The 12,250-nt window shown below is 62.3% G+C and carries 11 protein-coding genes; 8 read left to right on the forward strand and 3 right to left on the reverse strand.

Annotated features, from left to right (window positions below):
• Nucleotides 1-3: 3 nt before the first annotated feature.
• The 7 genes from PBR20603_RS15650 to PBR20603_RS15680 all read left to right on the forward strand — a co-directional run bounded on the left by PBR20603_RS15650 (nucleotide 4) and on the right by PBR20603_RS15680 (nucleotide 5,647).
• Entirely contained in the window at nucleotides 4-1,092 is a 1,089-nt protein-coding gene (locus PBR20603_RS15650; RefSeq protein WP_150560435.1) for a porin, read from the forward strand.
• A 65-nt stretch (nucleotides 1,093-1,157) separates the two neighbouring features.
• Nucleotides 1,158-1,814 carry a malonic semialdehyde reductase gene (locus tag PBR20603_RS15655; protein ID WP_150560436.1) on the forward strand — a complete coding sequence of 219 codons (657 nt, stop codon included), beginning with the start codon at nucleotides 1,158-1,160 and terminating at the stop codon, nucleotides 1,812-1,814.
• A gap of 77 nt (nucleotides 1,815-1,891) precedes the next feature.
• A complete protein-coding gene (locus tag PBR20603_RS15660) occupies nucleotides 1,892-2,446 on the forward strand; it encodes a VOC family protein (RefSeq protein WP_150560437.1) in 555 nt (184 codons plus the stop codon).
• A gap of 10 nt (nucleotides 2,447-2,456) precedes the next feature.
• Nucleotides 2,457-3,203 (forward strand): ABC transporter permease, encoded by a 747-nt coding sequence (locus tag PBR20603_RS15665; RefSeq protein ID WP_150560438.1) that lies wholly within the window; start codon nucleotides 2,457-2,459, stop codon nucleotides 3,201-3,203.
• A 44-nt stretch (nucleotides 3,204-3,247) separates the two neighbouring features.
• Nucleotides 3,248-4,135 carry a 4-hydroxy-tetrahydrodipicolinate synthase gene (gene dapA, locus PBR20603_RS15670; protein ID WP_150560439.1) on the forward strand — a complete coding sequence of 296 codons (888 nt, stop codon included), beginning with the start codon at nucleotides 3,248-3,250 and terminating at the stop codon, nucleotides 4,133-4,135.
• Between the two features lie 17 nt (nucleotides 4,136-4,152).
• Entirely contained in the window at nucleotides 4,153-4,962 is an 810-nt protein-coding gene (locus tag PBR20603_RS15675; protein ID WP_150560440.1) for an alpha/beta hydrolase, read from the forward strand.
• Between the two features lie 25 nt (nucleotides 4,963-4,987).
• A complete protein-coding gene (locus PBR20603_RS15680) occupies nucleotides 4,988-5,647 on the forward strand; it encodes a GntR family transcriptional regulator (RefSeq protein ID WP_174977941.1) in 660 nt (219 codons plus the stop codon).
• 139 nt (nucleotides 5,648-5,786) lie between these two features.
• On the opposite strand, the gene PBR20603_RS15685 is transcribed toward PBR20603_RS15680, so the two are convergent.
• On the reverse strand, nucleotides 5,787-8,363 hold the full coding sequence (locus PBR20603_RS15685; RefSeq protein WP_343041943.1) for an autotransporter outer membrane beta-barrel domain-containing protein: 2,577 nt from the start codon (nucleotides 8,361-8,363) through the stop codon (nucleotides 5,787-5,789).
• A 457-nt stretch (nucleotides 8,364-8,820) separates the two neighbouring features.
• Entirely contained in the window at nucleotides 8,821-9,576 is a 756-nt protein-coding gene (locus PBR20603_RS15690; RefSeq protein WP_150560443.1) for a 4'-phosphopantetheinyl transferase family protein, read from the reverse strand.
• 439 nt (nucleotides 9,577-10,015) lie between these two features.
• Between PBR20603_RS15690 and PBR20603_RS15695 the strand changes: the two genes are divergently transcribed.
• Entirely contained in the window at nucleotides 10,016-11,014 is a 999-nt protein-coding gene (locus tag PBR20603_RS15695; protein ID WP_217425971.1) for an aldo/keto reductase, read from the forward strand.
• Between the two features lie 79 nt (nucleotides 11,015-11,093).
• Here the strand turns inward: PBR20603_RS15695 and PBR20603_RS15700 are convergent, their stop codons facing one another.
• Entirely contained in the window at nucleotides 11,094-12,170 is a 1,077-nt protein-coding gene (locus PBR20603_RS15700) for a sigma-54-dependent Fis family transcriptional regulator (protein ID WP_150560445.1), read from the reverse strand.
• Nucleotides 12,171-12,250 lie beyond the last annotated feature (80 nt).

The following is a 12,250-nucleotide window of genomic DNA, read 5'->3' on the forward strand; positions in this document are numbered from 1 at the left end:
TTCATGAACCGTATTCGATCGGCAGCGGCGCTACTGGCGCTCTGCAGTGGGACCGCTTTTGCCCAGAGTAACGTCACGCTGTACGGCAACATCGATGCCGGCGTGATGTACGTCAACAATGTGAAAGGCAACCACCTGTTCGCGGCACAGGAAGGCAATCTGGTGCCTAACTTCTGGGGGATTCGCGGCAGCGAGGATTTGGGCGGTGGCCATCGCGCGATCTTCAACCTGCAGGGCGGGTTTTCCGTCCTGACGGGCAACATGATCCGCTCGGGCGTGATGTTCAACCGCCAGGCGTTTGTGGGGCTGGCGTCACAGAATGCCGGTACGTTGACGCTCGGGCATCAGACAACGTTCAACTTCGACATTCTCGCGCCGTTTTCCACAGGCTTCAATCTGGGCAGCTTCTACGCCATGCACCCGGGCAACTTCGACGAGTTGGCCAACACGTTCCAGTACGACAATTCGGTCAAATACCGCACGCCGAGCTTTGGCGGATTGACGGCCGGAGCGATGTACGGGTTTTCGAATCAGGCCGGTGCGTTTGCTCAGGGGCGCAATTACGCGTTCGCGCTGGATTACGTGAACGGGCCGCTCAAGATCGGTGCTACCTACGAGAGCGAGAACAACCGCGCATTGAACCTGGGCGGTGGTCTCGGGTTGCCGAGCTATCAGGGCGTGAATCTCTCGACCGGAGCAACGTTCCCGACGGACAACGTGCGCAACTATGGCGTGGGCATGTCGTACCGGATTGAGCGCTGGTTGCTGCATGCGCTCTTTACGGCTACACGGATCGCCGCGGGCGGCAACGCGCAAACGATGACGAACTACGACGTGGGCGCGAACTTCCAGTGGACGCTGACTAATGCCGTCAACGCAGGCGTTGCGTACTCGCGGTTCAACGGCCAGCGTTGGACGCAATTCAGCGTGGCAGACGTGTACTCGCTCTCGAAACGCACGTCGCTATACGTGAACGTGCTGTATCAGATGGCGTCGGGTAATGGCGCGGTGGCCGTGCTTCAGGGCATTGGCGGTGCATCGTCGACGAACCGTCAGGTGGCGGTCGTCACGGGGATGCAGCACGCGTTCTGAAACCGTGAGCCGGGGACTGGCGATGAGGTCGCCCCGGTTCAATGACGCTCTTGGAGGGATTGTCCATGACGCAAGTGTTTTCTCGCGGTGTTGCCTGGCTCGATGCCGTGCGCGGCACGTTACCCGATGCGGCGCTGGATCAACTGTTCCGCACGGCGCGCTCGCACAATGTGTGGCGTGACGTCCCGGTTGCGGACGCAACGCTCCACGCGCTCTACGCGCTGATGAAGTGGGCGCCCACGAGTGCCAACGGCAGCCCAGCGCGGTTGATATTCGTACGTACGCCAGCGGGCAGGGCGCGATTGCTGCCGTTGCTATCGCCCGGAAACGTCGAGAAGACGCGCACCGCACCAGTGACCGTCATCATCGCGCACGATCTCGACTTCCACACTCGGCTGGGGCAATTGTTCCCGCATAACCCCGGTGCTGCGGCAATGTTTGCCGATGACGCCGAATTGGCTGCGATGACAGCGTTTCGCAACGGATCGCTTCAGGGGGCATATCTGATCATGGCGGCGCGCGCCGTCGGGTTGGACTGTGGCCCGATGTCGGGCTTCGACGCCGGGGCCATCGAACGGGAATTCCTGAGCACGGACTCGCTGCGGCAGTGGGGCGGTCAAATGAAAGTCAACTTCCTGTGCAATCTGGGATATGGCGACGAGACGAAGTGCTTTGCGCGATCTCCCCGGTTGCGTTTTGACGAAGCGTGCCGCCTCGAGTAGGCAAACCTGAGAGCAAAGCGGGTCCGTAGCGCATCGATGCCCGGATCCTGTGACACACATGCCATGGAGATATCGCAATGACTCGCCCCCGTCCCCGCCGCCTCGGCCATCTGGTCATGATGGTGCGCGATTTGCAGGCGTCCGCTCGCTTTTATGTCGATATCGTCGGCCTCGAAGTGTCGGACCGTATTGGTGACCAGATGGTCTTTCTTCGCTGTGGCGACGAGCACCACGATCTGGCGTTGGCACAACTGCCGGCCGACTCCCCGAAGTTCGACGATGGGCCCGATACGCGGCGGCCCGGGTTGGAGCATTTCGCTTATCAACTGGCCAATCTCGACGAAATCGAGAGCGCTGCCGCCTTTCTGAAGACAGAAGGCGTTGAGATCGTGCGCGGCATCGGCAAGCACGGGCCAGGCGAGAACGTCTTCCTCGTGTTCAAGGATCCGGACGGGAACTACGTGGAATTCTATTGCGACATGATCCAGATGGACGCGACTACGCCTCACGTTGCGCGTACGTGGGAAAACAACCTTGACGCCTTCGATCAATGGCATTTCGAGCGCTTTTTGGTGCCACCTCCGGCGTGGGGGCCGCGCACCGGCGATGACGAAGGTAACCGTAACCAGTGAGGGGGGAAACATGCGTAAGTCTTTGCGTCGTTTCGACGCGGCTATCGGGTTCGTTCTGCTCGCGATCGTGTGGGAGGCGGGTGTGGTGCTGTTCCATATCAAACCGTATCTCCTGCCGTCGGGCAGCGCCGTCGCGAGTGCGTTCTGGGAGAACCGGGCGGCGCTCGCGCATCACGCCTTCATTACGACGTGGCAGGTCGTTGCGGGATTCGTCGCCGCAGTGCTCGGAGGCGTGGTCATCAGCCTGCTGGTGTTCTTCTTCGACGGTCTGCGGCGCACGGTGATGCCGATGATCGTGGCGATCCAGGGTATCCCGAAAGTGGCGCTCGCACCGTTGCTCATTGTGTGGTGCGGGTATGGTGCAACGTCGAAGATCCTCATGGCGTTTCTGTTTGCCTTCTTCCCGATCGTGATCTCGACGTTGGGGGGCTTGGCCGGCACACCGTCGCATCTGGTCGAGCACTTCCGGGCGATGAACGCGTCTGCCTTGCGAACGTTCTGGAAGCTGCGCGTGCCAAGCGCACTGCCGAGCTTTGTCGACGGTTGCAAGATGGCCATGCCGCTGGCGGTGATCGGTGCCATCGTCGGCGAGTTCGTTGGCTCGGAGAATGGGCTGGGGAGCCTGATCCTGCTGGCCAACGCGTCGGCGAAGACCGATCTCATGTTCTCCGTCATCGTCACCATCACGGTGATATCGGGGGCGCTCTACGCCGTGATCGATCTTGCCGGACGAAAGATCTGGTGGCGCGCCCTGTGAGCGTATTCGACTTCAATGGGTAACGACGACTTAAGGACGACTTCATGACTCAGCATTTTCACGGGGTGATTCCCGCCATGGTCACGCCGTTCGATGCGAACGGCAATTTCGACGAAGCGCGCACACGCGAGTTGATCGAGGGCTATCTCGATGCGGGCGTACATGGCATTTCGGTGGCGGGCAGCCAGGGCGAGTTCTACTTCCTGAGCCTCGAGGAGCACGTGCGTCTGATCGAGATTGCGGTTGAGACGGTAGACGGGCGAGTGCCTGTCTACGCGGGCACAGGTGCGCCGTCGACCCGTCAATCGATTGCACTGACGCAGGCGGCCGAGTCGATCGGTGCCGATCTGGCGCTGGTCATCACGCCATACTTCGTGCAACCGAACGCCGATGAGCTTTTCGATCACTATCGCGCCGTTGCGCAAGCGACCCGGCTGCCGGTGATGATCTACAACAACCCGCCGCGAACGGCGGTGGATGTGCCGGTGGGGTTGTTCAAACGGTGCATGGAGGTGGAGAACATTGTCGGCATCAAGGATTCAAGTGGCGACCTCACGCAGTTTGCCGAGTACATGCGCGTGGGTGGCAAGTCGGCACTAGGCTTCTGCGGACGTGATACGTTGTTTCTTTCGATGCTGTTGCACGGCGGTTCTGGCGCAATCTCTCCGGCAGCGAACGTGTTTCCGCAGCGGGTGCTCAAACTCTACGAACTGGCACGGGCTGGGCGGTGGGGGGAGGCGCGTGCCGTGCACGACCAGCTCGCGCCGCTGCGCGCGGCATGGGCGTTGGGCTCGTTCCCGGTGGTGATCAAGGAGGCGATGACGCTGGTCGGCCGCGACGCCGGCCCGGCGCGTGCGCCCATCGAGGGGTTGCCGCCAGCCAAGCGCGAGAAGTTGCGCGAAGTATTGGAAACCATTCAGGCGAGCGCGTGAGCGCTGAGGAGGACCGCATGACGAAGCCGGCACATCCTTATGACAACCGGGGCTCCGTAGCCAACTGCGACGATTATTTCGACGATTGGCGTGCGCGCAGCGCGTTGGCGTACGAAGACGCGGCGGTGGTATGCGGCATCCGTTACGGCGATGGCGAGCGCGAGGCGTTCGATCTGATGCCGGGGGAGGCACCGAACGGCGATGTGCTGGTTTTTATCCACGGGGGCTATTGGCAGTGGTATTCGCGAGACGTCTTCGCGTTTATCGCGCCCGCCTGGCGAGCGCGGGGCATACACGTCGTCAACCTGGGCTATCCGCTGGCGCCGGGGGCGAGCGTATCGACCATGGTGGCAGGCGTCACCAAGGCGTTGATGGGCTTGCGTGCGGCGCTCGCGCCCCATGTGGGAACGGTGAGGAAAGTGGTGGTGTCCGGATGGTCGGCGGGTGGCCATCTGGCGATGAGCGCGGGCGCCCAGGCAGACGCCGTCATTGCCTTGTCCGGCTTGTATGACCTGAGAGCGTTGACCGGAACGTCGCTCAACGAGGCGCTGGCGCTGACGCAGGACTCGGCCGAAGCGATGAGTCCGGCGCTGTGGGCAACGTCGCCGCCGGGGCCGGTGATGCTGGGGGTGGGAGGGGGAGAGTTGCCGGCGCTACAGGAGCAATCGCGTACCATGCATGACCGGCGCGTGGCGCTGGGCTTGCCGGTGTGCTTGGCAAGCTGGGCCGCACTGCATCATTATTCAGTCTTGGACTCTTTCTCGAAACCCGGAACGCCGGTATTCGACGACGCTTACCGTTTCTACACGACATGTACATCACGCTAACCCCCCCATTCCGCGGGAGACAACCATGAATGACACCCGGGAAGAAACCACCTTGTCGCAGAAGGTCGTGCGAGGGCTGACCGAGGACATCATCAGCGGGCGCGTGCCAAGTGGTGACAAACTGGAAATTCAGGTCATCGCGGATCGGTTTGGCATTTCCGCAACCCCCGTGCGCGACGCGCTGCGCGAGCTGGCCATTGCCGGGCTGGTCGAGATCGTGCCGCGACGCGGTGCGACGGTGCTCAGTGTGGACGTTGCCCGGCTTCGCGACATGTTCGAGACGGCGGCCGAAATCGAGGGACTATGCGCGCGCTTCGCTGCGGAGCGAATGACGCGCTCGGAGCGGCTGCGTCTGGAGATGGTCGCGAAGCAAGCGCACGAGGCGGCCAACGCGGGCGACGCAGTGCTGTACGCGCAGATCAACGACAAGTTTCACGAACTGCTGTTTGACGGGGCGCGCAATGTATCGCTGGCTGAGTTGGCACGCAGCTTCCGGGTGCGGCTCTCGCCTTTCCGGGCGAAGTTGTTCTATCAGAAAAAGCGCGTGGTGACCTCGGACAACGAGCATGAGCGCATTGTCGAGGCCATCGTCGCCGGCAAGCCGGAGGACGCCCAGAACGCTGCCCGGGAGCACTTGAGCAACGCGAGTCTGAACGTGATCGAGTACTTCGAAGCCAACGCCTGAGGCGTTGCCGCGCATCGAGGCTTCTTGCAAAAGCCTCAATGCGCGCAGCGATCCGAAGTCCAAGGCGGAGACATCGCTATCCCCGCCTTGTGACGCCGGATGCGGCAGACGTCTTCCTCAGACGCCGATGCGCGGTCGGTCAGAACAACTGGCGCAACCGCAGCGTGCCAGCCTGGGCGACGAGGCCGCCCCCCACTTGCAGTTCATAGCGCGCGGTTACGCTCAGGTTGTTCGCGCGCAGCAGCGTCACGCCTGCCGTGACCAACGCCAGATCCGACACCGGACGCGCACCCAGCGACGTGAATGCGGTGGCGCCGGACGGATCTGCCACGAAGCGGGCATTCGTTGCGCTGCGGCTGTTGTCGTATTGGTGACGCCAGCCCACTTGCAACTCCGGCACCAGCTTGCCGTAAGACGTGACGAACTCACGCGAGATCTTGACGCCGAGGTCGCTCGTGACCGATGTCGTATTGGCGGCGTTGACCGCCAACGCGGCACCGTTGCCCCCCGACTCCGTGTAGCTGGCCTGATGCAAGTAGCTGTAGGTCAGGGCGGCCAACGGCGTAACCGTGCCAAAGGACAAGGCCAGCGGGTATCCCGCCTCGGCGCGGGCAACGTACTGAGTACCGTTGAACTGCGCGTTGGTGTTGCCCGAGAAGCCGGTGAAGTTGATCGAACGGTTGGTGTCGTAGCGCTGTTGCACCACGCCAGCCGACAGATTGCCGTACCACGTATCGGCAATGTAGCTGGCGTAGCCCATCAGACCGAAGGCGTTCACGCGGGTCCGGTTGCCGTCGGTATTGCCGGTGCTGTTGATGGTGGTGTTGGTGTAGCTGAACACGCCACCGGCGCGCCAGGCGTCGTTGATCGCCCGGTCGACACCGATCAGGAAGCCACCGAAGTTGGCGCTGTAGCCATCGACCGAATCGCGCTCGCTCTGGCTCGCATGGCCACCGAACGCTTGTCCCCACGTGGCCCACTTTGGCCCGGCTTCGCCCGTCGATACACCGCTCCTGGCGTCGGCCTGCGCCAGTCGCAGACTGTCGCTGCGCCCGGCGATGATGTTCAGGACGCTGAGGGTCGGGGCCGACACGGCCTGGCTGCTGGCGCCCGGCGCCGACGGGCTCAACTGCGCGCCGGCACGGTTCGACGCTGCGGCGCCGCCAAGCTGAAGCGCCGTTGCCGCATTGAAGAGGTTCAACAGGCCGGGATCGCTGATGCCGGTGTAACGTGACAGTCCGCTTAGGGAAGCGTAGGCGTTCGGCGTCGTTGCCTGAATCTTCGGCGCCGGGGGCGTTGTCGGCACGGTAGGCGTCGTCGGTGTGGTCGGTGCGGTGTCCGCGTCCACGCTCGTCACGGTCAGCACCAGATCGCTGCGATCGCCATTGGCGACGGCGGCGCCGGTGACAGTGCCCTTGACACCGACCATCGAATATTTGAGCTGACCTTCGTTGTAGCTCGTCCCTGCGGCGGCCGCGTCGATGACTACGAAACGCTGACCGGGGGCAAACGCGTAGGCGGCGGTATTCTTCAACGCCACGGCTGAGCCGGGCGCGATGCTGGCGGAGCCCGACACCACCAGACGGCCGTAACCGGTGTCGCTTTCCATGTTGCCATTGGCTACGGCGCCGCTGCCTACGCCTATCAGTAGCGTTGCCTCCGAATATTGAGCGTAATTGCCGTAGATCGAGATGACTCGATTGATTTGCAGGTTGCCCGAGACGTTGGCAACTTTCTTGGCGCCGACGACTACGTTGTCGTCAAGCAGTTGATTGCCGTCCGAGAACACAACGTCTGCGCCGGCGTTCATCAGCGTGCCGGGCGCTCCGTTTAGGCCCGTCAGAACACCGAAGGTCGAACCTTGCCCGCCCGAGAACCTCAGAGGTTTACCCGAAACAGAGTTGATATCGCCGGCGATGGTGCCCGAGTTGACGATAGTCCCCAACACGGCGTCTTGCGCATTCTGAATGGCGAAGGTGCCGCCGCTGATGAGGCCGTTGTTGGTCAGCGAGTCGATTCGCCCGGCGTTGATCACCGCCTCCATGGACGAGATGAGGGTGCCGGTGTTCACAATCGAGCTGATCGAGCCGGTGTTATTCAGGGCGGTAGACGTTTCGCCCCCCCGGTCGTCAATGCCGACGGTGATCTTCCCGGTGTTGTTCAGCGTGCCGATCGTGCCCTGATTGTCGATCACATATTCGCGAGCGGAGAGGTAACCATCGTTGTTCAGGCGCTGAATCAAGCCACTGTTGGCGATCCCCGTGAAGTTGCCTGTAATCGTGCCTGCATTGCTCAGTGAACCGATCGTCCCATCGACGGTGTTCGTAACCCCGGTGTAGTTGGACAGCTTTCCATCAGCGAGGTTGTTCAACGAGGTGATAGTGCCGGCGTTGACAATCCCGTTTTGACCAGAGATTTCCCCGCTGTTGTTCAGCGTGACGATTGACGCGTTGCTGCGGTTGTCAATCGCCGTGTAACCGGTAATGGTTGCGCCGGCCGAGTTGGTGAACGTGGCGATCGTGCCATTATTCACAACGACCTCGTACATGTACTGGTTCGAGATGAATCCGCCCGCGCTATTGACCACCGCAGCAACGTTTGCGCCGGCCTCGATATTGATCGCGTTGTTTCCGATGATGGTGCTGCTGTTGGTGAGTGTGCCGACCGTTCCCGAGACGTAAATCGCTGTGTCCTCAGTCTGAACGGGGGCGCTCACCTGACAATCTCCCGAGCTCCAGGATACCGTGGCGTTCGTTGCAGACGTTACGGAACAGGGCGCCGGCGTAGCGTCGGCTAAAGAGGTCATTGCAGACAGGGCCGCGGCAATGGCCAAGGGCAGTGCTTTCAGTTTGAAGTGGCGACGTTCGTGGGTCATCTGGTGTGGTCTCCCCTAACGGGAAATATTTTTTGCGAACGCCGCATCCTATCCTTGCAATCTCTCTAAAAAAATGCGTGGGTTTTGGTGGGGAGCAGAATTGTTTTGCTGGACGGAATAATATTTCGGGCTTCGAGACAATCGAAGCGATTACGCATTGGCGCTCATTGGGATTGCCGAGGTGGCGAGTGGGCTTCAGCGGGCGTAAAACTTGCGCAGAGAGGTTTGCGGCCAATCTAGCCTCTGCGTTCCCCGCCGGTGAGATCGGCTTCGGCACTCACGAGCAATTGAGGACGCGTCAGGGCACGACCCGCTCGATCGCCACAGCGCCCGCGCTGGAAACGGTGCCCGTCACGCGTAGTCCGGGATCAAGCCAGTCCGTCATCGCCCACCTTCCATGAGCAACGCGGCGCTGCCACGTGCGAAGCGGGACTTCGCTCATCGGCAGCCTCGACATGTCGACGTCCGGCATTGCGTCCAACGTCGTTTCTCCGACTTTCACGAGACTCTCTTTGCGTGTCCAGAGGCGCAGCCACGCCAGTGCGCGGGGGGAGGGCGCGTGATGGGTGTGCGCTACGCTCGAAAATGCGTCCAGACGTAGCCGCTCTCGCTCGTTCGTCCCCGGAAAATCCGAGTCTGCGTCCAGCGCCCCATTCCAATGCTCGATGTCGATCCCGATCGGCACGATGGCGCACGCCGCTGCCACGGCGCCGCGGGTGTGGCTCAAACTGACGTGCAGCCCGGGATGCGCCGGCAGACGTGGGCGTCCATGTGCCCCCCCGCAACGCTCGCAGCGCTGCACGAGCCCATAAGTGCGCGCCGCGGGACCCGGGATATCGGGGCTTCCGGTGATACGCGCGGCGGCGACCCGAACCAGTATGTGCGCCGCAACATAGTCCTCCCGGTCGTCAGGTCGGGAGAACGCATCAGCGCGCTTGCGCTCGTCCCCGGTCAAGTAGGCCGTCCATCCCCCGAATCGGGCCAGCACGTTGCGAGTTTCGCCGTAAAGCGCAAGCGTCGTCCCGGCCGGTCCAGCCGTCATGGAGTGGGTCATCGATAGTCGGGTACCAGAGACCTGGCACAGGGTGATAGGAACGACGGATGCCAAGCAATTTGGATGCCACGAGTCTCATGACGAACCGAAAGCGGCCAATGCCCGGGGAAATCCGTCGCCCAATGCGAAGCCAGCGACACACACACCTGTCGCAGCGTGCGACAGGTGTCGCAGCATCGGACAGATGTCGCACGTACGGTTCGACTGAAGTCTGCCCGCCTGAGCTGATGCGACGAGACGGAATCTGCCCCTCGCCTGCGCCGCGAGATCACGCTGGCGTGCGGGTCATGTCGATGCGAGGCTGTCGAAGCCAGCGGGTTCGAATCGGCGCTCGAAAAATATCTTGAAGATTGGTTCGAAACTTGCATCGTCAGGAGCGCGGTGCCGGGTGGACGATTCGGCAACCGAACAAAATGTCAAATCGCACAGGAGCTGCATGATGCTGCCAACACGACGGCTTGGGACGCAAGGGCTGAAGGTGCCTGCTATGGGGCTTGGCTGTATGGGAATGAGCTATGCCTACGGGCCGTCCGACGACAAGGAATCGGTTCGCGTGCTGGAACGAGCGCTGGAGCTGGGATGCAATTTCTTTGACACGGCGGAAGTCTATGGGCCGTTCGAGAACGAGCGCCTCCTCGGACGCTGGCTCAAAGGACGCCGCGACAAGGCGGTCATCGCGACAAAGTTCGGATTCCGTTTCGATAACGGTGCCGTGACGGGCGCGGACAGCCGGCCGTCGCACATTCGCGAGGTGGTCGACGCGAGTCTTGCCCGGCTCGGCACCGACTACATCGATCTGCTCTACCAGCATCGCGTCGATCCCGAGGTGCCGATCGAAGAGGTTGCAGGCACCGTCGGCGATCTCGTCAGGGAAGGCAAAGTGCGTTACTTCGGCCTGTCCGAGGCCGGTGAGCGCACGATCCGCCGCGCCCACGCCGTTCATCCGGTAAGCGCTTTGCAAAGCGAATACTCTCTGTGGCACCGAGAGATCGAGACGTCGATCCTGCCATGTCTGCGGGAACTTGGCGTGGGGCTCGTGCCGTTCGCACCGCTCGGACGGGGCTTTCTCACAGGCACTGCACGCCGTGCGGAAGACTTCCCTGAAGGCGACTCACGCAGGACATCCGATCCTCGTCTGCAAGGGGAGAATTTCCAGGCCAACAGGCGTCTGGCAGAAACACTGGCGGACTATGCCAGGCAAGTGGGGGTGACGCCGGCACAGCTCGCACTCGCCTGGCTGCTATCGCAAGGCGACGACATCGTGCCGATTCCGGGCACCCGCCGTGTGAGCCGACTGGAGGAGAATCTGGCGGCTGCGCACGCGCGAATCGATGCCGCGATGCTGCGCGCGCTCGATACCCAGTTTTCGGCCGGTGCGACGACCGGGCCGCGGTACAAGGAAACGGCCATGATGGCATTGCTGGCGGACCGGGCTTGAGCTCGGCGAGCAGGCGGGCGCGGGGCGTGAAACCCCGGCTCGTTTGTCACGGCGCCTGCTGGCAGGCGCCGTCCGGCGATCAGCGATGCGGGCCGAGCAGCACCTCGCTGCTGACGTCGCGGACGTGCGGAATATGCAATTCACGCAACTTCCGATAGAGCGACGTGCGGCAGATGCCAAGCTCGCGCGAGGCCGCCGAGATATTCCAGCGCCGCGAGGAAAGTACTCGGATGATGATCTCCCGCTCGCCGTTGGCGATGGCCGACAGCGAGGCGATAGGCGTGATGTTGACGTTGGTTGGCGCCACCGATGGCGCCGCGTCAGTCGCGGGCAATGAGGCGTTTTTTACAAGATTCGCCGGCAGATCGCGCAGCCGGATCGTGTCCTCGCTCTTGACTGCGCAGGCGTACTGAACGGCGGCGCGCATCTGGCGAAGGTTCCCCGGCCACGGGCACGAAAGCAGCAGTTCGCGCGCTTCGGCGTCAAGCGAAGCGAGACTGGCGCTGCCGCGCGACTCTGCGACGATCATCGTGTTGAGCAGCCAGGCGCGGTCCTGTCGAAGTCGTAGTGGGGGCAGGTGTACGATCCCGACTGCAATCCGGTAGTAAAGATCTTCGCGGAACGATCCCGCTTGAACACGCGACTCGAGATTCTGATGCGTCGCGCATATGAGTTGCAGATCGACGGCTACCGGTTTGGCGGCGCCGATCGGCGTGACCTCTCGTTCGGAGAGTACGCGCAGCAGACGGGTTTGCTGCGCTGCGGGCATGTCGCCGATTTCGTCGAGAAATAGTGTGCCGCCGTGGGCCTGCTCCACCTTTCCCTTCATTCCGGAATTCAGGGCGCCGGAGAAGGCGCCGCGCCGATAGCCAAACAGCTCGCTTTCAATGAGATGTTCCGGAATTGAGCCGCAGTTGACCGACACCATCGAGGCCTGTCGGCGAGCGCTGTAGTCGTGCAGGGCACGTGAGAGGAATTCCTTGCCGGTGCCGGTTTCTCCGAGGATAAGCACGGGTAGCTGACGATCAATGAGCAGGCGGGCGCGAGCCAGGGTGGCCAGCATCGCAGGGTCGTCACCGCAGAGTTGATCGAGGGATGGACGTAGGGAGGACTGAAAGCTTGCGTTTGAACGGTCCAGTGGATCGTGGGCGTACATAGCGTCTCTCATTGACTTTATAGGAATAGGCACGCGCTGCGTGTGGCGGCGCGCTACCGCATCGTTGCGATTGCCATTGG

This window comes from Pandoraea bronchicola, assembly GCF_902459805.1.
Taxonomy (GTDB): Bacteria; Pseudomonadota; Gammaproteobacteria; order Burkholderiales; family Burkholderiaceae; genus Pandoraea; species Pandoraea bronchicola.